The 22125-nt window shown below is 64.0% G+C and carries 21 protein-coding genes; 9 read left to right on the top strand and 12 right to left on the bottom strand.

Going from position 1 to position 22125, the window contains the following annotated elements; all coding sequences use genetic code 11:
• Positions 1 to 27: 27 nt before the first annotated feature.
• Positions 28 to 1107: an isocitrate/isopropylmalate dehydrogenase family protein gene (locus tag AC1RR3_RS06430; RefSeq protein WP_492820518.1), complete on the top strand. Its 1080-nt coding sequence runs from the start codon at positions 28 to 30 to the stop codon at positions 1105 to 1107.
• Between the two features lie 122 nt (positions 1108 to 1229).
• Here the strand turns inward: AC1RR3_RS06430 and AC1RR3_RS06425 are convergent, their stop codons facing one another.
• The 4 genes from AC1RR3_RS06425 to AC1RR3_RS06410 form a co-directional block, all read right to left on the bottom strand.
• Positions 1230 to 2051 carry an enoyl-CoA hydratase gene (locus AC1RR3_RS06425; protein ID WP_492820516.1) on the bottom strand — a complete coding sequence of 274 codons (822 nt, stop codon included), beginning with the start codon at positions 2049 to 2051 and terminating at the stop codon, positions 1230 to 1232.
• A gap of 127 nt (positions 2052 to 2178) precedes the next feature.
• Positions 2179 to 3525 (bottom strand): L,D-transpeptidase family protein, encoded by a 1347-nt coding sequence (locus AC1RR3_RS06420; protein ID WP_492820514.1) that lies wholly within the window; start codon positions 3523 to 3525, stop codon positions 2179 to 2181.
• Positions 3526 to 3922: 397 nt separating this feature from the next.
• Positions 3923 to 4294, bottom strand: coding sequence for a helix-turn-helix domain-containing protein (locus AC1RR3_RS06415; protein WP_014497036.1), 372 nt, complete (start codon positions 4292 to 4294; stop codon positions 3923 to 3925).
• Between the two features lie 29 nt (positions 4295 to 4323).
• Positions 4324 to 5370 carry a LysR family transcriptional regulator gene (locus AC1RR3_RS06410; protein ID WP_492820509.1) on the bottom strand — a complete coding sequence of 349 codons (1047 nt, stop codon included), beginning with the start codon at positions 5368 to 5370 and terminating at the stop codon, positions 4324 to 4326.
• A gap of 178 nt (positions 5371 to 5548) precedes the next feature.
• Here AC1RR3_RS06410 and AC1RR3_RS06405 point away from each other — a divergent pair, with 178 nt between their 5' ends.
• The 3 genes from AC1RR3_RS06405 to AC1RR3_RS06395 all read left to right on the top strand — a co-directional run bounded on the left by AC1RR3_RS06405 (position 5549) and on the right by AC1RR3_RS06395 (position 7064).
• Positions 5549 to 5848, top strand: a complete 300-nt coding sequence (locus tag AC1RR3_RS06405) for a hypothetical protein (RefSeq protein ID WP_492820507.1) — start codon at positions 5549 to 5551, stop codon at positions 5846 to 5848.
• Positions 5849 to 5862: 14 nt separating this feature from the next.
• The gene (locus AC1RR3_RS06400; RefSeq protein WP_492820505.1) at positions 5863 to 6129 is read left to right on the top strand and encodes a hypothetical protein; all 267 of its coding nucleotides are present in this window, start codon (positions 5863 to 5865) and stop codon (positions 6127 to 6129) included.
• Between the two features lie 203 nt (positions 6130 to 6332).
• Positions 6333 to 7064, top strand: coding sequence for a cytochrome c biogenesis CcdA family protein (locus tag AC1RR3_RS06395; RefSeq protein WP_492820503.1), 732 nt, complete (start codon positions 6333 to 6335; stop codon positions 7062 to 7064).
• Between the two features lie 88 nt (positions 7065 to 7152).
• Here AC1RR3_RS06395 and AC1RR3_RS06390 read toward each other — a convergent pair whose 3' ends face one another.
• The 6 genes from AC1RR3_RS06390 to AC1RR3_RS06365 all read right to left on the bottom strand — a co-directional run bounded on the left by AC1RR3_RS06390 (position 7153) and on the right by AC1RR3_RS06365 (position 13998).
• A complete protein-coding gene (locus AC1RR3_RS06390; protein ID WP_492820501.1) occupies positions 7153 to 8070 on the bottom strand; it encodes an MBL fold metallo-hydrolase in 918 nt (305 codons plus the stop codon).
• Positions 8071 to 8174: 104 nt separating this feature from the next.
• The gene (locus tag AC1RR3_RS06385) at positions 8175 to 9380 is read right to left on the bottom strand and encodes an NAD(P)/FAD-dependent oxidoreductase (RefSeq protein ID WP_492820499.1); all 1206 of its coding nucleotides are present in this window, start codon (positions 9378 to 9380) and stop codon (positions 8175 to 8177) included.
• Positions 9381 to 9500: 120 nt separating this feature from the next.
• Positions 9501 to 9791 (bottom strand): hypothetical protein, encoded by a 291-nt coding sequence (locus tag AC1RR3_RS06380; RefSeq protein ID WP_492820497.1) that lies wholly within the window; start codon positions 9789 to 9791, stop codon positions 9501 to 9503.
• A gap of 97 nt (positions 9792 to 9888) precedes the next feature.
• Positions 9889 to 10848, bottom strand: coding sequence for a helix-turn-helix domain-containing protein (locus tag AC1RR3_RS06375; RefSeq protein ID WP_492820495.1), 960 nt, complete (start codon positions 10846 to 10848; stop codon positions 9889 to 9891).
• A 229-nt stretch (positions 10849 to 11077) separates the two neighbouring features.
• Complete coding sequence (locus AC1RR3_RS06370) at positions 11078 to 12586, bottom strand: sensor histidine kinase (RefSeq protein ID WP_492820493.1); 1509 nt, start codon at positions 12584 to 12586, stop codon at positions 11078 to 11080.
• A 137-nt stretch (positions 12587 to 12723) separates the two neighbouring features.
• Positions 12724 to 13998: a serine hydrolase domain-containing protein gene (locus AC1RR3_RS06365; protein WP_492820491.1), complete on the bottom strand. Its 1275-nt coding sequence runs from the start codon at positions 13996 to 13998 to the stop codon at positions 12724 to 12726.
• A gap of 163 nt (positions 13999 to 14161) precedes the next feature.
• Here AC1RR3_RS06365 and AC1RR3_RS06360 point away from each other — a divergent pair, with 163 nt between their 5' ends.
• Both AC1RR3_RS06360 and AC1RR3_RS06355 read left to right on the top strand, forming a co-directional pair.
• The gene (locus AC1RR3_RS06360; RefSeq protein WP_492820489.1) at positions 14162 to 15079 is read left to right on the top strand and encodes an intradiol ring-cleavage dioxygenase; all 918 of its coding nucleotides are present in this window, start codon (positions 14162 to 14164) and stop codon (positions 15077 to 15079) included.
• A gap of 11 nt (positions 15080 to 15090) precedes the next feature.
• Positions 15091 to 15606, top strand: a complete 516-nt coding sequence (locus AC1RR3_RS06355; RefSeq protein ID WP_492820487.1) for a GNAT family N-acetyltransferase — start codon at positions 15091 to 15093, stop codon at positions 15604 to 15606.
• Between the two features lie 76 nt (positions 15607 to 15682).
• Here the strand turns inward: AC1RR3_RS06355 and AC1RR3_RS06350 are convergent, their stop codons facing one another.
• Together AC1RR3_RS06350 and AC1RR3_RS06345 are read right to left on the bottom strand one after the other, a co-directional pair.
• Positions 15683 to 17419 carry a bifunctional protein-serine/threonine kinase/phosphatase gene (locus tag AC1RR3_RS06350; protein ID WP_492821415.1) on the bottom strand — a complete coding sequence of 579 codons (1737 nt, stop codon included), beginning with the start codon at positions 17417 to 17419 and terminating at the stop codon, positions 15683 to 15685.
• A 55-nt stretch (positions 17420 to 17474) separates the two neighbouring features.
• Complete coding sequence (locus tag AC1RR3_RS06345) at positions 17475 to 18314, bottom strand: formate/nitrite transporter family protein (protein WP_492820485.1); 840 nt, start codon at positions 18312 to 18314, stop codon at positions 17475 to 17477.
• A 690-nt stretch (positions 18315 to 19004) separates the two neighbouring features.
• Between AC1RR3_RS06345 and AC1RR3_RS06340 the strand changes: the two genes are divergently transcribed.
• From AC1RR3_RS06340 to AC1RR3_RS06330, 3 genes are all read left to right on the top strand, one after another.
• Positions 19005 to 20324 carry a CmpA/NrtA family ABC transporter substrate-binding protein gene (locus AC1RR3_RS06340; RefSeq protein WP_492820483.1) on the top strand — a complete coding sequence of 440 codons (1320 nt, stop codon included), beginning with the start codon at positions 19005 to 19007 and terminating at the stop codon, positions 20322 to 20324.
• Positions 20325 to 20386: 62 nt separating this feature from the next.
• Complete coding sequence (ntrB, locus tag AC1RR3_RS06335) at positions 20387 to 21283, top strand: nitrate ABC transporter permease (protein ID WP_492820481.1); 897 nt, start codon at positions 20387 to 20389, stop codon at positions 21281 to 21283.
• A 14-nt stretch (positions 21284 to 21297) separates the two neighbouring features.
• A complete protein-coding gene (locus tag AC1RR3_RS06330; protein WP_492820479.1) occupies positions 21298 to 22092 on the top strand; it encodes an ABC transporter ATP-binding protein in 795 nt (264 codons plus the stop codon).
• The last annotated feature ends 33 nt before the right edge of the window (positions 22093 to 22125 follow it).

The raw sequence follows: 22125 nt of genomic DNA, 5'->3' as shown, positions 1-22125 counted from the left end.
GCTAGTTCCTTCCCTGAGGCCTCTTAGATGTCCGCAAACAACGCCTTTCACATCGCCGTGCTCGCCGGTGACGGCATCGGTCCCGAAGTCATGGCGCCGGCCATCGAGGTGCTGCGCAAGATCGAACAGAAATCCGGCCTCAGCTTCCGATTCACCGAGGCGCCGGCCGGCGCCAACAACTATCTTGCGACCGGCAAGTCGATGCCAGACTCGACGATCAAGCTGTGCGAGGAGGCGGATGCGATCCTGCTGGGCGCCTGCGGCCTGCCGTCAGTGCGCTACCCCGACAACACCGAGATCGCGCCGCAGATCGAGCTGCGCTTCATCTTCGATCTCTATGCCGGCGTGCGGCCCGCGCGCCTCATCCCGGGCGTGCCGAGCCCGATCGTCGGCGCCGACCAGCGCGGCATCGATCTTGTCGTGATCCGCGAATCCACCGAAGGCCTGTTCGCCTCGATGGGCAAGGGCGTCGTCACCCATGAGGACGCGCGCGAGACGCTGGTGATCACGCGGAAAACCTCCGAGCGCCTGTTCGAGTTCTCGTTTCGCCTCGCCGAGCGGCGCAAGGCCCGCGGCAAGCCGGGGGCGCTGGCCTGCGTCGACAAGGCGAACGTGTTCAAGGCCTTTGCGTTCTTCCGCGGCATTTTCGACGAGATCGCGATGAAGCATCCCGAGGTGAAGACCGATCGTCTCTATGTCGATGCCTGCTCGGCGATGCTGGTCAAGCGTCCCTGGGATTTCGACGTGATGGTGATGGAGAACATGTTCGGCGACATCGTCTCCGACATCACCGCGAGCCTGATCGGCGGTCTCGGTATGGCGCCGTCGGCGGACATCGGTGACAAATACGCCGTGTTCCAGCCCTGCCACGGCACAGCGCCTGACATCATGGGGCAGGGCAAGGCCAATCCGACCGGCATGATTCTGTCAGCCGCGATGATGCTGGATTGGCTGGCCGACAAGCACGGCGTCGAGAGTGCGGCCGAAGCCGGCGAGCAGATCGAGCGCGCGGTGGACCAGGTCTATGCCGGCGGACTGAAGCCGATGGAGTTCGGCGGCAGCAACGGCACGGCTGACATTACGAAAGCGGTGCTCGCGGCGCTGTAGAGGCTGGTTGCCTCGCCTCTCTCCACATCGTCATTGCGAGCGCAGCGAAGCAATCCAGACTATCTCTGCGGAAACAGTCTGGATTGCTTCGTCGCAAGGGCTCCTCGCAATGACGGCAGGAATCATTTTCCCGTAAACTGCGGCTTGCGCTTCTCCATGAAGGCCTGCCGGCCCTCGCGAAAATCCTGGGAGTCCATGCATGCGGTGCCGATCGCCTTGATCGCGTCCATGTCGCGCGCGCTTTCATCCTTCAGCACTTGCGCGATGGTGATCTTGGCGGCCTTGATCGCGAGCGGGGCGTTGTGCGAGATCGTCTGGGCAATCGTCATGGTCTCGCCCCAGAGCTCGTCGACCGGGAATACGCGCTCGACCAATCCGATGCGCAGCGCCTCGGTGGAGTCGATGCGCATGCCCGTGTACATCAGCAGCCGTGCCCAGGACGGGCCGACCAGCGACACCAGATGCTTTAGGCCGTCATAGCCATAGGCGATGCCGAGCTTGGCGGCAGGAATGCCGAACTGGCTGCCATGCGAGGCGAGGCGGATATCGGTGAGCATCGCGACCTGCATGCCGCCGCCGAGACAAAAGCCGTCAATGCAGGCGATGGTCGGCTTGGGATAGTCGGCGAGCAGTGCGCGCTGGGCGGCGCTGCGTTTGCCGTATTCCTCGGATGCCGCCGCGTTGTGGCGGGTCTTCTCGAACTGGCTGATGTCGGCGCCTGACACGAAGGCCTTGCCGCCGGCGCCGCGCAGGATCACGACGCGGACCGCATCGTCGTCGCGCAAGGTCGTCAGCGCTTCGCCAAATCCCTCCCACATCTCCAGCGACATCGCGTTGCGCTTGTCGGGGTTGTTGAAGGTGATCACGCCGACGCCGTCGGTGGTGTGCCTGAGGATCTTGCCGTCGGCGTAGGGCGTTCCGGTCGTGCTGAAAATGTCGGGCATTGCGCGCTCGCTTGTCGTAGGCCGGGCACAATGTGCGGCTAGCCCGAGGCCCGGGTCAATCGCGGCGAGGGAGGCGGCTTTGCATCCGCCTGTACCGCGATTGCATGGCGCGACTACTGCGCCAATCCTATTGTGCCATATGCGCGGTCAGCGGATGGCCGGCGGCCTTGCCAAAGAACGCCGCCTCTTCGGCTGTGGCCTCCAGCAGCTGCTCGTCCTGATTATAGACGTCGTTGCGGAACTGGACGGTCTGGTCCTTGGTCATCCACGCCGTGAGGTAGATCCAGGCTACCGGCACCTTCTTCGTCATCGCGACGTCGAGATGCTGGCCGGTGGCGATCTCCGCGTCGATCGCAGCGCGGCTCCATTTCGGCTGGTCCTTGAGCAGCCACGCCGCGAGATCGCGCACATTGTCGACGCGCGAGCAGCCGTGGGAATCGAAGCGGTAGTCGTCGCTGAACAGATTGCGCTGGTTGGTGTCGTGCATGTAGACCGAATAGGAATTCGGCATGTCGATCTTCACCGCGCCGAGCGCGTTGAAGCTGCCGTTCTGCTGGCGCACGGTGAAGTTCGGCGTGTGCGTGCCCGACCAGTCGACCGAATGCGGATCGATCGGATTATCGTGGGCGTCGAGCACCTCCATGTGCATGCGCGACAAATAGGTGGGATCTTTGCGCATATGCGCGGAGATCTCGGTCTTGGCGATCGAGGACGGCACCGTCCAGGTCGGGTTGAGCACGACGCTTGTGATCTGCGCCGTCAGCGTCGGCGAGGGCTTTTCGGTCTTGCCGACGATGACACGATAGCGCCGCACCACCACATCGTTCTCGACCGCTTCGGCGAAGGCGGCGGGGATGTTGACCACGACGTAGCGCTGGCCAAAGCTGAAATTCGTGTTTTCGAGCCGCTCCAGCGAGGCCTCGAGCTGGCGGATGCGCTTTTGCACGGAGACGTTCATCGCCGCAAGCGTGCGCGGTGTCACCGTGCCGGTCGGGGCGAGGCCGTGGCGGGCCTGGAAGCGCTTCACGGCGTCCGCGAGATCCTGATCGAAGGCGCCGCTGGCCTTGTCGGCGGCGAGGTCGCCGGAGACGATCAGCCGCTTGCGCAAGAGGTCGTCGTTGGCGCCCTGGACGCCGAGGGCGAATTTCGTATCCGCGGGGATGGTCGGCCAGCCGCCACGCACGGCGAGGTCGGAATAGCTCAGCGCCGCGTCCTTGATCCTTTGCGCGCTGCCCTCGTCATAGGTCGGCTCGTGCGTCATCGCGAGTGCCACGGCCGAACGGCTTTCCGGCGTCGATGCGGGTGTCGCGGCAGCTTTCGGCGCAGCCGCGTGAGCCGGATTGGCCGCGGCCGGCACCGTGCCGCCGGAGGTCGCCGGCTTCGGGCTGGCCTGGCCGGTGGTCTCGGTCTGCGCGAGCGCGGAAGCGCTGGCGAACAGGCCCATGGCAATGATCACGGCATGGCGCTTCGACATCTGTGTTGTCTTCCCCATGAGGGCGAGGCCCGGACGGGCTCGTATTGGCAATTCCCGGTCGCCGCGCCGCGTGCGCCGATGGACAAAATCGGCGGGACGCTAGGGCATCAGTGTTGAGGTCCCATTAAGCACGGCAGTCGAAAGCCCCGCGCGTCCAGTGCGGGGTCTCTCGATTAGGTCGCGGCAGGAGCGGGATGGGTTCGCGAAAGCGCAACCAATGGCGGGCAAATCGCCAGGAAAAACTGAAGAAGAGAACGACCAAGAAAAAAGGGCGGCCAAGCCGCCCTGAAAGCAGGGGCTGCGCGCGGATGGCGCGCAAACCGGAATCAGTCCAATCCGGCCGCGCCCCCGTGACGCGGCGGATTGAACATCGGCCGTAACGGCCAGACTGCCGATCTCAGGCTTCGTTCGCTGCGATCGATTCCATCAGCGAGACGAGCTGACGCTGCACGGTCTGGTCCTTGATCTTGCTGTAGGCGCGCAGCAGGCGGAGGCTGAAGGCCGAATCGAGGAAGAGCAGGCTCTCGACTTCGCGTGCCTTGTTGTCGCCGTCATAGAAGAAGGTCACGGGCACGTCGAGGGCGGTGGCGATCTGCTGAAGCCGAGCCGCGCCGACGCGATTGACGCCCTTCTCGTATTTCTGGACCTGCTGAAAGCTGACGCCGAGCTTTTCGCCGAGCTCAGCCTGCGAGATCTTCATCTCGACGCGCCGCAGACGGATTCGCTTGCCCAGCTCAATGTCCGGCTTGCCGGCACTGCGCTGCTTCATTCTTTTCGCCGCTGTCTTCATCTTTTTTCTCATCGTTCTTCGGTTGAAAACCCCCCGAAGAGCTGGGTCAGGGGTTCGCCCATATACGAGTCCTTGAATTCATGCGGATGCACGAACTCTTCCTTAAACCACGGGAAGCGAGCCGGATTGAAAGCCTCGATCAGCCAGTCAATCATGTGCCGCACGCGGGGAATCCGGCCACTACCGGGATGGTAGGACAACCAGATATCCAGCGGTCGGTTCAACTCGACCTCCAGTGGAATCAACTTCCCGCCAAGCGCAATGGCGTAGCTCGGGAATACGCCGATTCCGGCTCCATTCGCGACCGCCCAGTAGTTGGCGCTTGAGACGTTGGTCTTCATGACCAGGAGGTCACGCTCCGGAACGCCGGGGAAGAAGCTCTCAAAGGTTTCCTTGGCGGCGAGCTGGTCGGCGAATTGCAGCACCAGGCGGTGCTTGATCAATTCGAGGGCCGAGCGCGGCGTGCCGTATTTCTCAAGGTACTTTTCCGAGGCCCAGAACATCAGATGCATGCGGCCGAGCCGCACCAGCTTGACGTCGAGCGCGGAGGGGCGCGACAGGTGGATGGCGACGTCGGCCTCGTGGCGGGAGACGTCGGCCGAGCGCATCGCGCAATGCAAATCGACCAGGATCTTCGGATAGGCCTGCTGGAATTCGACCAGCCGCGGGGCGAGCCAGAATGTCCCGAGCCCCTCGGTCACGGCGACGCGGACCTCGCCAGAGAGGGAGCTGTCTGTCGAATCGCTGGTGCGCAGCACGTCGAAGGCTGCTGCCTCCATCCGCTCGACGGCGGAGACCACCGTCGCGCCTTCGTCGGTCAGATGGGTGCCGTGGACGTCGCGGGTGAACAGGGTGGTGCCGGTCTGGCGCTCGAAATCGTCGATCCGGCGGCGCACGGCGTTGATCGACAAAGACAGGCGTTCGGCCGCCGAGCGGAAACTTCCGCATCGGACGACTTCCAGGAATATGCGGGCCGCATCCCAATCCGAGAGGCCGCTGAGATTTGTCTTTGGGCGTTCCTCCAGCGGAACGCCCCTTTCCGCCAAGGAGTGCATACAAGTCCCTTCGGGTCGCTAAACTGGCAGAATCTGGCGCAAACCACAACCACGACGGGTTGGGGGACGACGAGTTTTGAACGTCATCCTTACTGCGTTGCGGGTGGTATTTGAGTGCTGCCGGATGGGGAATTAGGCTGGGAATCGGGCAAATTATCGCCCGTATGAGGGGTATCGCGTGAGTTCCGTTGCGAGCCTTGAATTGGCTGCGGGATTATCGGCGCTGTCCGTATTGGACGCCCCCGCGCACAATGCGCTGCTGCCTTCCTGGATGGATCAATCAAAGCGCATCCAGCGTTTTGTCCACGACCGTTTCTCCGATCGCAAACAGCGCAGCGGGACGATGGTCGCGGGAACTGCGGTTCCGACGCAGAAACACACTGAAATCATGTTCAGAGGCGTGGTGGCCTCGTGTTATCCTGAAGCCTCCATGGGGGCCAAAGGGGTCGTCACAAACACGTCTCGCAGGCCGATTTAACGGAAAGAACGCCGGTGTCGCATTCAGACGAACAGTTGCAGTCGGTGCTGGAAACGCTCGAGCAGTGCCGCAGGGTGCTCAACGAGATGGACAGCCGTGAGTCGGCCGAGTTGCTGTCCATCGTCATCCTCGACGTGCGGATGAAACTCAAAGGAATTGACAGTGCCGATCTCAAGGCGCTGTGCGACGAAATGCTGCGGAGCGCCGGAAGCGAACCGCAGCCCCCCTCCAAGCAGACGCAGGACCAGCCCCGGCGTCCGCTGCTCCGCGTGGTGAAGTAGCCGCGCCGCCGAGTCTCGCTTTTTGGCGAGATTTGTGCGCGTCCCGATGCCGCATCTGTGATCACGGACGGCATCGGGAGGAGCCCTGGTTTCATGCGCACTCTGTTGCGCATTCTCCGGCATCGGCTACACCTAGCCGGTGCTCCGGTTCGTGCGCATTCCCCGCGCGCCGCACTGGGGCCTGAGATGGCTCCGACTGCATCATGCAAAATGTTTCGATCCCGGCGGCGCTGATTGCCGGCCTCGTCAGCTTCCTTTCCCCTTGCGTCCTGCCGCTGGTCCCGCCCTACCTGATCTATCTCACGGGCGCGACGATCGAGCATGTCGAGAGCGACGAGGAGGCTTCGGCCTCCAAGCGCGCGATCATGATGTCGGCGCTGCTGTTCGTGCTCGGCTTCTCCACGGTGTTCGTGGCGCTCGGAGCCAGCGCCTCGCTGATCGGCGGCCTGATCCGCGCCTGGTCGGCCGAGCTGTCGATCCTCGCCGGACTCGTCATCATCGTGATGGGCCTGCACTTCCTCGGCCTGACCCGCATCGGCCTGCTGATGCGCGAGGGACGGCTGCCGATCCCAAAGCCCGTCGGCCTCTGGGGTGCCTACATCATGGGCCTCGCCTTCGCCTTCGGCTGGACGCCCTGCATCGGCCCGATCCTCGCCGCGATCCTCTCGATCGCCGCAGCCGAAGCCACGGTGACCAAGGGCGCAGGCCTGCTCGCGGTCTATTCCGCGGGCCTCGGTATTCCTTTCCTGGTTGCTGCGTTCATGATCGAGCAGTTCTCAAACCTGTTCGCGCGCATGAAGGGCCATCTCGTCAATGTCGAGCGCGCCATGGGCGTCTTGATGGTGATCACCGGCATCGGCTTTCTGACCGGCGCGGTCTCGAATGTGAGCATCTGGCTGCTCGAGACGTTCCCGGCGCTGCAGACGATCGGGTAGAGCTGCTTCGTTCGGTCGTCATCAAGCGACAGGGCGCGCGCTCAACGCCATGCGCGCGCGCCCTGGTTCGGCCTAACCCGTCAAGCCCTCAGTAGTCCCAGAACACCGGCACCCAGCGGAAGGCGTCGCCGTCGACCGCGACCCGGCCGACCGACGGGAACGGCAGATGCGTAGCCACCAGCAGCTCGTTGCTCGCGGCCAACTCCCGCAGCAGCCGGACACGAACGCGGGCCGCTTCTTCAGGATCGTGTTCGAAGCCGTTGTGCCACTCGGGGTGTTCGAACCCGACAGCGAACACGGCATCGCCGGCGAACATCAGCCGATCGCTGCCCGACGCCAGCCTGACCACGCTATGCCCCGGCGTGTGGCCGCCAGTGCGAGAGACGACCACCCCCGGTGCCACCTCGTGTTCCTCCTCGAACGTCCGCAACTGGCTCTGGTATTCCTTCGCGAACCGCTTGGCGGTCGCCCGAAGCGCGTCCGGGAAGCCCGGCGGCATGGCGACGTGGGAGAAGTCGGGCGCCTCCCAGAATTTGACCTCGGCGGCCGCCACGTGGATGCGCAGGTCCTTGCGCAGCCGCTCCTTCACGCCGTCGACGAGCAGCCCGCCGATGTGGTCCATGTGCATGTGGGTCAGCACCAGATCGGTCACGGCCGACAGGTCGATGCCGGCGGCCTCCAATCGCTTGATCAACTGGCCGGCCCGCGGCAAGTGCAAGTCGGGGTCGGATCCGAGGCCCGCGTCGATGAGGATGGTCTTGTCGCCGCTGCGGACCATGACCGCATTCAGCGCCCAGTCGAATGCATCCGTCGGCAGGAACATATCGTTGAGCCAGGCCGCCCGCTCGGCCGGGGCGGCGTTGTGTCCCAACATCGTGGTTGGTAGCGGCAGCACGCCGTCGCTGACCACCAGCACGTCGATCTCGCCGATCTTCAGCGCGTAACGCGACGGAACGAGCTCTTCGGGGCCCGACGACACGGGATATGAGGTGTTGTGCAGGTTCATGTGTGTCTCCTGTTTCATGGATAGATGGTTGGTCGTGGTTCTGGCTGGTCTTGGTTGCGCGTGCCGCGTAGCCAGGAAAGCGCGGCCGTCATCGCTTCGTGTGTTCAGAGATCGGTGACGCGTTCCGGGTCGGCCGACGCGAGTGCGGCGGCGCGCTCGGCCTTCGGCGGATAGATCCAGACGGTGTTGATCTCCTGCTTGGTCTTCTTGGCGACGTCGCCGACCATCTCGACCTTGCGTTCCCAGCCGCGCGTGAACAGCGCGCCGGCTTCGCCGAGATCGAGGCAGGTGACGTAGGCCTTCTGGTGATAGGGCCTGGTCGGTACGCCGAGCAGCTCGGCGGCAGCATTGTTGCCGGCAAAGGCGCCCATCCGCGTGGCGTGCTGGCACGACATCAGCGCGTAATTGCCCTCGTCGTCGCAGGCCGCGCGGGCGGCATCGCCGGTGGCGAACACGCCGGCGACACCGGGCACGCGCAGATCGCGATCCACCAGCAGCCGGCCGAAATTGTCGCGCTCGGCGGGAATCTGCGCCGTCAAAGGTGCTGCGCGAATGCCGGCCGCCCAGACCACGGTCTCGGCCTCGATACGCTCGCCGGTCGAAAGCGTCACGCCGGATTTGTCGAGCGAGGCGACGCCGGCCCCGAGCCGGGTCTCCACGCCGAGCTGGCGCAGCGCGTCCGCGATGAGCGGACGGGGGCCTTCGCCCATGTCGGGCGCGATCGCGCTGTTGCGCTCGACGATGATCACGCGCGCTTTGGAATCCTCGCCGAAGATTTTTCGCAGGCGCGTGGGCAGCTCGGTTGCCGCCTCGATGCCGGTGAAGCCGCCGCCGGCGACGACGACCGTGTCGCGTCCGTTCACGGCCGGCCGGTCGGCGAGACCGTGCAGATGCTTGTCCAGCGCGATGGCGTCACCGAGCGAGTCGACGCTGAAGCCGTGCTCGGCAAGGCCGGGAATGTTGGGGCGGAACAGGCGGCTGCCGGTGGCGACGACGAGACGGTCGTAGGACAGGGTATTCTTCGTGCCCTTGGCCGTCGTGATCTGCACCGTCCGCGCCTCGGTGTTGACGGTCTCCGCACTGCCCCTGATGTAGTCGACGTCGATCGCCTTGAGGACGTCGAGCAGCGGCGCCGTCAGGGTTTCCGGCTTCGGCTCGTAGAGCCGCGGGCGGACCACCAGCGTCGGCTCGGGCGCGATCAGCGCGATATCGAGATCGTCGGGCGAGACGCCCTGGATGTCGCGCAGGCGGGCGGCGGAGAGGGCGGCGTACATGCCGGCGAAGCCGGCGCCAATGATGAGCAGTCGCATGTGGTGGACTCCTGGGTTGGTAGCTCGGGACGTGCGCGCGTCGTCGCCGCCGCCTGGTGTCGGCGGAGCCTGTTGCGATCGAGGATGACGCGGCGAGGTGAAATGGAGACCGCTGGACCGTTACGGCGCGGTGCAGTTCGGCAGTGAGGACAGCAGCGCAGGGCCTTCGCATGCCGTCGGGCAGCTTCTCGGGCCCAATGGCCAGCCGCGCAGAGCCGCGGGCACCATCGGTTTTCTGGGCCAAGCCTGATTGATCAGGATCGACGTCGCGGGATTGGCGCTCTGCGCAGCTTGCACCGGCAATTCTTCGGCCGTCGGCTGGGTGAAGCGCACGGTCAGTGAGAGCCCGTACAAGAGCGCCGTCGTGACGGCTTTCCGGCGCGGTGCGATTGCAAGGTGTTTCCAGTCCATCGTTCGTCTCCGTCCGCGTAGTGCGATGCCGAGATGTTTAGCCAACCAGATATTCGCCTGCCCCAGAGCGATTGCCGTCCCTGTCGAGAGATTGCTGCTAACGCGTGCGCCTGCGCCAATCGCTCGGCGTCTCGCCCGTCAGCTTCTTGAATGCCGCGGCGAAGGCGGTCTGCGAGGAATAGCCGAGCGCTGCGGCGACCGAGACGACCGACTCGTCGGTGTCCCGCAGCATGTTCATGGCCTGCTCGAGCCGGTGCTGGCGCAGCCAGGCGTGCGGCGAGAGCCCGGTGCTTTCCTTGAACGCACGGCAGAAGTGAAAGCGCGAGAGGCCGGCTTCGGACGCCAGCGCATCGAGCGAGACGTCCGCATCGCTGTCCGAACGCAACCGTTCGATCGCACGAAGCAGGACCTTCGGCGACAGCCCACCCAAGGTCGGTTGGAGCCTGGTTGGCGAACCGGTGTGGGCAACCAGCAGGCGCGTGGCCAGAAGATCCGTCAGCTGATGGCGGAACAACGTATCCAGGGCTCCGTTGCCCCCGAGCGCGTCCGCTGCACTCAAGAGCAGCCTGGACGTAATGGGATCGGGATGTGCCGTCCGCTCCAGCAGGTCGGCCAGCTTGGTGGTCCCGGCCTCGTCGGCAACGCGCTTTAGTGTTGCATTCGGAAGATAGAGCTGGACCACATCGACAGGCTTCGGAATATCCCATCGGGAGCTTGATCCCTCCGGAATGATGATCACGACTCCCGGACGAAACGTACCGATCGCAACCGATTTTCCCGACCGCCGCTCCATGCGCTGCATCATGCCGTTGTACGCCATGATCACATGGTGGCTCATGGGCTCCACGACGTCGTGCAATGGGTCATGTTTCCAGTGGGCGATCCCGGCACCGGAGGAATCCAGTGCCACGCGAGCCGGTTCGGTCCTGAGCACCCGCGCCATCTCCGCATCGGCGGTGCGCCGTTCCGAGGTCGAGCCATCGTCCGGCTGTGCGTCAGGCGCAGGCGGCAAGCCCTTGTGTGAGGGATTGCGCATGAGTGTGGTACTCCCGGTCATTGCGTGCTCCTCCCGATCGGCCCAGGTTGTGGATCAGGTTCCCGTATTTGTACGGGGTGGCGCGTTCTATGCGCTGCAAAGGCCCAGGGTCTTTCCTGAAGCGGCCATGCTTTGTCCGATCCTGCTCAGAGCAGGCGCGCGCTTTCGTAAACGCACGCTGGGCGGCGCCGGATTGTCGAGGGATGGAACGGAGATCGCGCGAGAGGCGGCTGACAGCAGATGTCCTGGTCTAGTGCGCCTCGTCCAGCATGCAGACCACCGTGCAGACGACCCCGCGCGGCAGGAAATCGACGGTTGCCTCGCCGCCCAGCTGATCGCGGGCGCTGCGCTCGATCAGGCGCGAGCCGAAGCCGCGCCGCACCGGCGCCGTCACCGGCGGTCCGCCGATCTCGGTCCAGATCAGCCGCAGCCGCGGCTTCGGGGTGTCGGCGATGACCTCCCATTCCAGCATCACCCGGCCGGACTCGTTGGACAGCGCGCCGTATTTCGCGGCGTTGGTGGCGATCTCGTGCACGATCATCGACAGCACGACGGCGAGCCGCGGCGACAGCGGCACGGCGGGGCCCGTCATGCGGATACGTTCGGGACCGGAGAGCAGGAACGGCTGGAGCACGCGCGTCACCACATCCTTCAGCTCGGAGCCGGCCCATTTCTCCTGGCTGAGCAGATTATGCGCCTCGGCGAGCGCGCCGAGACGGCCTTCGAACTTGGTCCGCTCGTCCCGGCTGGCGCTGCGAAAGGTCTGCACCGCGATCGCCTGCATCAAGGCCAGCGTGTTCTTGACGCGGTGGTTGAGCTCCTCGATCAGCAGATTATGCAGCATCTCGCCGCGTGCGATCGTGGTCGCCATTCTGACCGCAAAGGTGAGGCCGATCAGCAGCAGGACGCCGCCGATCAGGCTGGTGATGGCGATGTTGCGCCAGAGCGGCGCGATCAACGAGCCTTCCGGAACGCCGGCAGCGACCGTCCATCCGGTCAGCCGCGATCGCGTATAGGCGGACGCGAGCGCAACGCCGTCGAGCGAGATCGACGAGAGGCTCGCCTCGGGCGCGCGAAACATTTCCGTGTAGAGCGAGGGCGAGGCGCGCTTGCCGAAAGTTTCGCCGGGGTTGGGCACGCGCGCGAACACGGTGCCCTTGGCGTCGAGCAGGGATACCGTCCACTGCTGGTCGGGCCGCTGTTTCTCCACCAGATCCTGGAAGATGCCGATGGGCGGGCCGAAGCAGAGGTCGTAGATCACCTCGCCGTTACGGAACACCGGAACTTCGACGGTGAGAACCTGCCGCTGGTTGAGCGTGCCGGTGAACAAGTCGGAATATTGCGGCGCCTTGGTCGCGAACACCTTCTCGACGATCTCCAGATTGCCGCGCGGCGGCAGGCTAGCGGTGTCTTCCGTCGCAGACGAAAACAGGATCCGGCCCTTCCGGTCGGAGATCAGCACCAGGCCGCCCTTGCCGTACTGGTCGAGGAAGCCGAGCGCGATGCGGCGGAAGTTCTGGAAGTCGTCGTTGCGCAGCGAATTCGTCAGCGCAAGCACCTGCAAACTGCCCGTCATCCGCTGTACCTCGGAATCCAGCACCAGGCGCATGCTGCGCACGTTCTCAAGCACGCGACGGGTCGCGTCGCTGCGGTCCTGCTTGTAATTGTAGAAGGCGATGCCGACCGCGAAGACGATCATCGGCAGCGTCGTTCCCGCGACCAGGAGAGCGAGCCGGACCGGCAGGGTGAACTTGGACAAACGCGGATATCCTGACTCGGGCGCGGCGGCGCCGGACAGGCGAAGCATAAAGCAGCGCCGTCATTGCGCCACTGCACTTTTCGGAGGGCTTGCGCGCCGGCGTCTGCGGAGCGCGCAAGTTGCAGTGCAAAACAGCCTTACAGATTGCTCTCGGTGATCGCGGCGTAGACCATGCTGCGCAGCTCGCGCCGGATCGGATAGGCGCTCGACGGCAGCACCTGCGTCATGAAGATGGTGATGAGTTCCTCGGCCGGATCGATCCAGAACGAGGTCGTGGCCGCGCCACCCCAATTGTATTCGCCGGGGCTGCCGGCGATCAACGTCTCGGACGGACGCATGGTCACGGCAAAGCCGAGGCCGAAACCGATGCCGTTGTAGGTGGCCTCGGAGAACAGCGAGCGCGAGACCTCGGGGAGGAAGCGGCCGCCCGGAATGTGGTTGGTCGTCATCAGCGCCAGCGTCTTCGGCCCGAGCAGCCTGACGCCGCCGAGCTCGCCACCATTGAGCAGCGCGCGGCAGAAGGTGAGATAGTCGGCTATCGTCGAGCACAGCCCGCCGCCGCCGGAAATGAGGGAGGGCGGTGACAGGAACGAGCTCTTGGTCGGGTCGTCCTGCAGCGTCAGGCCCTCGCGGCGCTGGCCGGCATGGAAGGTGAATCCACCGCTCGGATCGGCGTTGTAGCAGGCGGCGAAACGATGGGCTTTCGAGGCCGGCACGTGGAAATCGGTGTCGGTCATGCCGAGCGGATCGAGGATGCGTGTTTTCAGGAACTGCTCGAACGGCATGCCGGAGATCTTGCCGACGAGATAGCCGAGCACGTCGGTCGAGACCGAATAGTTCCAGGCTTCGCCCGGCGAGAATTCCAGCGGGATTTTGGCGAGGCTCTCGATCATGGACTGGAGCGTGCCTGATTTCTCGACCTCGCCGATCTTCTCGGCGCGATAGGCCGCATCGACATTGGAACGCTGCTGGAAGCCGTAGGTCAGCCCGGAGGTGTGGCGCAGCAGGTCGACGATCAGCATCGGCCGGCTCGGCGGCCGGGTCAGGAAGGCCGGCGCGGTGCCGGCAACGAAGACACCGAGATCCTTCCATTCCGGAATGTATTTGGCGACGGGCTCGTCGATCGCGACGAGGCCCTGCTCGACCAGCATCATGAAGGCGACGCTGGTGAGCGGCTTGGTCATGGAATAGATGCGGTAGATGGTATCGTCCTTGACCGGCGCCTTGCGCTCGATATCGGCAAAGCCCTGCACCGAGCTGTGGGCGATCTTGCCGCGGCGGTAGACCAGCAGATGCGTGCCCGGAAAGCGGCCGGCATCGATGTACCGGTTCTTCAAATGGGCATCGACGCGGTCGAGCGCGGCCTTCGACATGCCCACGGATTCGGGCGAGGCGGGGGTAGGGGCGAGCATCGGTTCCTCCGGGGCATTTTCTCGGAAAGGTGATAGCCGAAATGACGGTCTTATTCCAACCCGGTTGCGCTTAACGCGAGCCCGCCGGTTGGTGTAGGCTCACCCTGGAACGCCTCCAAGGAGCCCATCCGGGCCAACGAGAAAAACGCGAGGGCAGACGCTTATGACCCAATTCAACGAGACCGAACTCACCGCAGCCGTGGTCGCGAGCTTCGACAACACGCCGAACCCCCGCGCGAAATTCCTGCTCCAGGAATTGGTGAAGTCGCTGCACGATTACGTGAGCAAGACCGGTCTCACCTTCGAGGAATGGGAATATGCCATCGACTTTCTGACCCGCACCGGCCAGAAATGCACCGACACGCGCCAGGAATTCATCCTGCTGTCCGACGTGCTCGGCGTCTCCATGCTGGTGGACGCGGTCAACCACAGGGATCGCGACGGTGCCACCCAGACCACGGTGCTCGGCCCGTTCTATGTCGGTGAGCACAAGGTGACCGCGCACGGCACCGACATCTCGCCGAACAACCAGACCGGCGAGCGGATGTTCGTGCAGAGCCGCGTCACCGACCTCCAGGGCAAGCCGCTCGCGGGCGTTCCTGTCGACGTATGGCATGCCGACGACGACGGCTTCTACGATTCACAGAAGCCGAACTATGACGAGGTCGGCGCCTCGGCACGGGCGCGCTTCATCACCGACGGCGACGGCCGCTTCTTCTTCCGCACCATTCTGCCGTGCAGCTATCCGATCCCGACCGATGGCCCGGTCGGCGAGATGATCGTGCAGACCAAGCGTCACCCGATGCGGCCGGCGCATGTGCACTTCCTGGTCAATGCCAGGGGCCACGAGCCGCTGATCACCCACGTCTTCATGGACGGCGACAAATATCTGGATTCCGACGTCGTGTTCGGCGTCAAGGACGACCTCGTCGCCAAGGTCGAGCCGCGCAACGACGCGGCCATGCCCGACGGCTCCAAGGCAAGCGGGCAGTGGCATCTGATGACCTACGAATTCCACCTCAAGCCCGGCGGTGGCATGGCGCCGAAGCCGCTGGGAACGAAGGCGGCCGAGCCAGCGTGAGGAGCTGCCCAGTGGCCATCACCGTACGACCGATGACTCTGCAGGAAACTGCGCTGATCATTGAGTATTTCCACGCAGCGACGGCAGAGCACCTGGAAATGCTCGGGGTCGACCCGACGCGACTACCACCGGCACTACAATGGCAGCGGCTTTATGAGCAAATGTTCGACCGGCCTGTCGAGCAAAGAAATGGCTTTTTGGTAAGCTGGCTCTCCGACGACAAGTTCTTGGGGTTCTCGACCGCTGACAAGATACGCATTGGCCAGCACGCAAATATGCATTTGCACATCACGGATCCCTCGCTGCGCAAGCAGGGGATTGGCGTGGAGTGTGTCCGAAAGACCGTCGAACTCTATTTCCAGGTTCTGGAGTTGAAGCAACTCTTCTGTGAGCCCAATGCGTTTAATGTGGCGCCGAATCGCACGCTTCAAAAAGCGGGTTTCACGTACGTCAGGACGCACATGACGGTTCCAGGCCCTCTTAACTTCCACCAGGCGGTGAATCGTTGGATGATCGATAGGGGTTGATGGCGATCAAATCGATCCTCATTTGGTGCGGGCGAAACACGTCAACGGCGGGTGATAGGCGAGAGCTCAGTCGCCGCTAACGCGCGTGCAGCAGCGCCAGCAGCACGACGACCGCGCAGGCGAGCGCCGCCGTGGTCAGCTTCCAGAACATCAGCGGGTTGCGCTCCAGAAGGGGCGTGGTTCGCGTGGCGAGATAGGCCGGATTGGGGTTTCGGAGTTCGAAGACGAACTCGGAGATGTCTTCGTGGCGCTTGTAGGGATCGGGATGCAGCGCTCTCCTGAGCGCGCCGTCGATCCATCCCGGGATGCCGCGCTCGGCATCGATGGCCGGGCGATATCTCAATTTCCACGCGTCCGATCTGCCCCGGATTTTGGCAGGCTGGGCGCCGTAAGGGAGATGTCCGGTGAGCATATGATAGCAGATGGCGGCCAGTGAAAACATGTCGGACCGGGGCGAGCCGCCTTCGCCGAGGAAATATTCCGGGGCCGTGTACTGGACCGTGCCGAGAATTTCCGCGTCCGCCGATTTCGGCGTCGCCTCGGCGACGCCCGCGACCCTGACCGATCCGAAGTCGATGATCTTCGCGGTGCCGGTCTTGTCGATCAGGACATTGTCGGGCCTGAGGTCCTGGTGCAGCATCTCCATGCGGTGGAAGGCGCGAAGCCCTGTGGCGATCTGCTCGACGATCCCGCGGACCGTCTCCAGATCGGGGCGCGGGTTGTCGAGCATCCACTGCCTCAGCGTCTGCCCTTCGACGAACTCGGTCGCGACGTAAAGATAGTTGCGCCGGGTCGACCGCGACCGCGGCTTGAGGACGTACGGACTGTCGATCCGCCGCGCGATCCATTCCTCCATCAGGAAACGCTTCAGATAGGCCTGGTTATCACGCAGGTCGATCGACGGAATCTTGAGCGCGACGGGTTCTTCGGTGTCTGCGTCGACGGCGAGATAGATGTGGCTGCGGCTGCTGCCGTGGATCTCGCGGATGATCCGGTAGCCATCGAACGCGGCTCGGGGTTCGAGCAGCGGCGGCAGCGGCAATGCCGAAGTCTGATCGAAGACGCCGGATTCCTGCTCCGGCACCGCATCGATGCGCAGGATCTGCACCGTGATGTTGTCGTCGCTGCCGCGCCGGTACGCTTCCTCAACGATCGCCTTCGCCGCCACGTCAAGATCGGCTGCATGCTCGTTGATCGCGCCGGTGACGAAACGCGGCTCGACAAATTCGTAGGCACCGTCGGTTGCCAGCAGGAAGGTGTCGCCGGCCTGGACCTCGACCGTCTGGTAGTCGATCTCGAGCTGCGGATTGATGCCGAGCGCGCGGCCGAGATAGGTCTGCTCCGAGGACACGATGATGCGGTGATCGTCGGTCAGCTGCTCGAGCGCCTTGCCGGCGACGCGGTAGATGCGGCAGTCGCCGACATGGAAGATGTGCGCGGTGGTCGCCTTGATGACCATGGCGCTGAGCGTGCAGACATAGCCCTTGTCGCGGTCATAGGCATATTGGCTCTTGCGCGTCTGCGCATGCAGCCAGGAATTGGTTGCCTCCAGCACGCGGCGGGCGGAGGTCTTCACCGTCCAGGATTCCGACGTGCAGTAATAGTCCATCAGGAAGCTCTTGACCGCCGACTCGCTGGCGATCTGGCTCACCGTGCTGCTCGAGATGCCGTCGGCCAGAACGGCCGCGATGCCTTTCAGGCTGAGCTGCGGCTCCTGCGGAATCAGGACGCCGTGAAAATCCTGGTTGACTGGCTTGCGCCCCTTGTCCGAGTGCTGGCCGACCGAGATCTGGAGTCCGCGGGACATCGTCATCACCAGGAGAGGGGAGCCTCACCCTGTTCGGGCGAAGCTCCTCTGTCGAGACTTATCAGGCCGCAGCGCGGGACGGCGTGGACTTGCCGGCCTCGCGCTTCGGCTTCGTCAGCACATGCGTTGTGTAGAGGGTCATGCCGGTAAAGGCGAGACCACCGACGAGGTTGCCGAGCACGGTCGGGATCTCGTTCCAGATCAGATAATCCATGATCGAGAACTTGGCGTGCAGCATCAGGCCCGACGGGAACAGGAACATGTTCACCACCGAATGCTCGAACACCATGTAGAAGAACACCAGGATCGGCATCCACATCGCGATGACCTTGCCGGAGACCGAGGTCGAGATCATGGCGCCGACGACGCCGGTCGAGACCATCCAGTTGCAGAGCATGCCCCGCATGAACAATGTCGCCATGCCGGCGGCGCCATGCGCGGCATAGCCCAGCGTCCGGCCTTCGCCGATATTGCCGATGGCCGCGCCGACCTTGTCGGGATCCTGCGTGAAACCGAACGTCGTGACGAAGGCCATCATGAAGGCCACGGTGAAGGCGCCGGCGAAGTTGCCGACGAAGACGAGGCCCCAGTTGCGCAGCACGCCGCCAAAGGTGACGCCGGGGCGCTTGTCGATCAGCGCGAGCGGCGAGAGCACAAACACGCCGGTCAGAAGGTCGAAGCCCAGCAGATAGAGCATCACGAAGCCGACCGGAAACAGCAGCGCGCCGACCAGCGGCTGGCCGGTGTTCACGTTGATGGTGACGGCGAACCAGGCGGCCAGCGCGAGGATGGCGCCGGCCATATAGGCCCGGATGATGGTATCCCGGGTGGACATGAAGATCTTGGACTCGCCTGCATCCACCATCTTGGTGACGAATTCCGAAGGCGCGAGATACGACATCAATGGTTCCTTTTGCTTCGTAAGTGAGATCGGCACGCCCTCCCGATGAGAGCGCGACTGAACGTGGCTGAACGTCTTGGGCCGTGCGGGGCCGACGGCCGGGCACGAGGGCTATGGAAGGTCTGGAAGCCTGGGGAATCGCGTCACGACGACTGAGCCGAGGAGGGCCGCGAAGCAGCTGAGCTTCCGGGATGCAGCCGCCAGAGGCTGCATCAATGCGGCAAGCCGCAGTCTTCGTTGACGTCCTTGGAAATGCAAGTTGCGTGCCGTCTGGTCGCATTAGGGAAGGTTAGTAATATCAATCGGTTAAGACTCTCATCGACCCGACTTTTGCTCGGCTGGCGGCCTTTTGTCTAAGCGATTGCATAAGGTTTGTGCGTCGCACAAGAAATAAGCAGGGCGCAAATTTCGCGAGCGGGATAGGCCTGCGACAGTCTGGCGCGGTATCCATAACCCATTCATTCTTTGATGTTTTTCGAGGTGATGGGCTTGGCATGAAGCTTGAATAGTTCCAAGCCGACGCCATTGAAGCCGTCCCGCGAGACTTCTCATCCGAATTTGCTGACGCCACCAGACGGGGGTCCCCCCGTCGCGCGTTCGCATGCGCCTTTTTGGGCGTCACGGACGGACCGGGCTGCTCGTGCGCACTGACGCAATCATTCCGCAACGACGCAAAGGACGACACCGCCTATGACCAAGCGCATACGCCGGCCTTCGGATACTGGCCTCAGCCGCCGTCAATTGTTGAAGGCCACCGGGAGCACCGCCGCTCTTCTCACCGCCGCCAAGCTCAATTTCCCCGCCGGCGCCTTCGCGCAGGATGCAGGCCCCGAGGTCAAGGGCGCCAAGCTCGGCTTTATCGCGCTGAGCGATGCCGGTCCTCTCTTCGTCGCCAAGGACAAGGGCCTGTTCGCCAAATACGGCATGCCCGACACCGACGTGCAGAAGCAGGCCTCCTGGGGCACGACGCGCGACAACCTCGTGCTCGGCTCCGAAGGCAACGGCATCGACGGCGCGCACATCCTCACCCCGATGCCGTATCTGATCTCGGCCGGCAAGGTGACGCAGAACAACCAGCCGACGCCGATGTACATCCTGGCCCGGCTCAATCTCGACAGCCAGTGCATCTCGGTCGCCAACGAATATGCCGACCTCAAGCTCGGCGTTGACGCTGCGCCGTTCAAGGCGGCGCTGGAGAAGAAGAAGGCCTCCGGCAAGTCGGTGAAGGCCGCGATGACGTTCCCCGGCGGCACGCATGATCTCTGGATCCGCTACTGGCTTGCGGCCGGCGGCATCGACCCTGACAAGGATATCGAGACCATCGTGGTGCCGCCGCCGCAGATGGTGGCCAACATGAAGGTCGGCACCATGGACTGCTTCTGCGTCGGCGAGCCGTGGAATCTGCAATTGATTCACCAGGGCATTGGCTACACCGCGATCAATACCGGTGAGCTCTGGAACAAGCATCCGGAAAAATCCTTCGGCATGCGCGCCGCGTTCGTCGACAAATATCCGAAGGCCTCGAAGGCGCTGCTGATGGCGGTGATGGAGGCTCAGCAGTGGTCGGACAAGGCCGAGAACAAGGCCGAGCTGGCCGCCATCATGGGCAAGCGGCAGTGGATGAACTGCCCTGTCGAGGACGTGCTCGACCGCACCGCAGGCAAGTTCGACTACGGTATCCCCGGCAAGGTGGTCGAGAATTCGCCGCACATCATGAAGTACTGGCGCGACTTCGCCTCCTATCCGTTCCAGAGCCACGACCTCTGGTTCCTCACCGAGGACATCCGCTGGGGCAAGTATGAGGCGAATTTCGACACCAAGGCACTGATCGCCAAGGTCAACCGCGAGGACATGTGGCGTGACGCAGCCAAGACGCTCGGCGTCGCGGCCGCGGAGATTCCGGCCTCCACCTCGCGCGGCAAGGAGACTTTCTTCGACGGCAAGGTGTTCGATCCCGAAAATCCGGCTGCCTATCTGAAGTCGCTCGCGATCAAGCGCGTCGAAGTCTGATGGAGCCCTGCGGCCGCCCGCGCGGCGGCCGCATCGTCTTTTGCAGCCGGAGAGATATTGCGATGAACATGCCTGCCACCAAGATTGAGGTCGAGACCGCGACGCCTGCGGCCGCTGCCGCGCCTGTGGTCGCGATGACGCCAAAGCGCCCGCCGCGCAGCGAGGCCTATGCGCGGATGGCGAGGGAGACCGCCGTGCGCGTGATCCCGCCGCTGGTCGTGATCGCGCTGTTGACGCTGGTCTGGGAGCTTGTCTGCCGCCGTGCCGGCTCGGCGCTGCCGCCGCCGTCAAAGGTCTTCAAGGACACCAAGGAGCTGATCCTCGATCCGTTCTTCGACCATGGCGGCATCGACAAGGGCCTGTTCTGGCATCTCTCCGCCAGTCTCCAGCGCGTCGCGCTCGGCTATTCGCTCTCGGCGATTGCCGGCATCGCGCTCGGCGTACTGGTCGGGCAGTCGGTCTGGGCAATGCGCGGGCTCGATCCGCTGTTCCAGGTGCTGCGCACCATCCCGCCGCTCGCCTGGCTGCCGCTCTCGCTCGCCGCGTTCCGCGACGGCCAGCCCTCGGCGATCTTCGTCATCTTCATCACCTCGGTCTGGCCGATCATCATCAACACCGCAGTCGGCATCCGCAACATCCCGCAGGACTATCGCAACGTCGCCGCCGTGGTGCAGCTCAACCCGCTCGAGTTCTTCGCCAAGATCATGATCCCGGCGGCCGCGCCCTACATCTTCACGGGGCTTCGCATCGGCATCGGCCTGTCATGGCTCGCCATCGTCGCGGCGGAAATGCTGATCGGCGGCGTCGGTATCGGCTTCTTCATCTGGGATGCCTGGAACTCCTCGCATATCAGCGAGATCATTCTGGCGCTGTTCTATGTCGGCATCATCGGCTTCGTGCTGGACCGCCTGATCGCGGGCCTCGGCAAGATCGTCACCCGCGGCACCGCGACAAGCTAAGGGGAGAGGGACACATGACCGCCTATCTGAAGCTCGACCACATCGACAAGATCTTTACCCGCGGCGCCGCCACCACGGAGGTGCTGAAGGACATCAACCTGACCATCGAGAAGGGGCAGTACGTCTCGATCATCGGCCATTCCGGCTGCGGCAAGTCGACCCTGCTCAACATCATCGCAGGATTGACCACGGCCTCGACCGGCGGCGTGCTGCTGGAGAACCGCGAGGTCAATTCGCCGGGCCCCGACCGCGCCGTGGTGTTCCAGAACCATAGCCTGCTGCCGTGGCTCACGGTCTATGAGAACGTCAGGCTCGGCGTCGACAAGGTGTTCGCCAAAACCAAGACGAAGGCCGAGCGCGACGCCTGGGTGATGCACAATCTCAATCTGGTGCAGATGGCTCATGCCCGGGACAAGCGCCCTTCCGAAATCTCCGGCGGCATGAAGCAGCGCGTCGGCATCGCGCGGGCGCTGGCGATGGAGCCGAAGGTGCTGTTGCTGGATGAGCCCTTTGGCGCGCTCGACGCGCTGACCCGTGCGCACTTGCAGGACTCCGTGATGGCGCTGCATCAGAAGCTCGGCAACACCATTTTGATGATCACCCACGATGTCGACGAAGCGGTGCTGCTCTCCGATCGTATCGTGATGATGACGAACGGGCCGAGCGCGCGCATCGGCGAGGTGCTGGAGGTGCCGCTGGCGCGCCCGCGCAAGCGGCTCGAGCTCGCCACCAACACCACCTATCTGAAGTGCCGTCAGCGCGTGCTCGAATTCCTCTACGAGCGTCACCGCTTCGTCGAGGCCGCGTAAACGCGTCGTTAACGCGAGAAAGCGCTGCGCCTA

The organism is Bradyrhizobium sp. GW821-FHT13H05 (assembly GCF_058804065.1).
The sequence above is the reverse complement of the archived record's forward strand: the minus strand, read 5'-3'. Positions and strand labels throughout refer to the sequence as shown.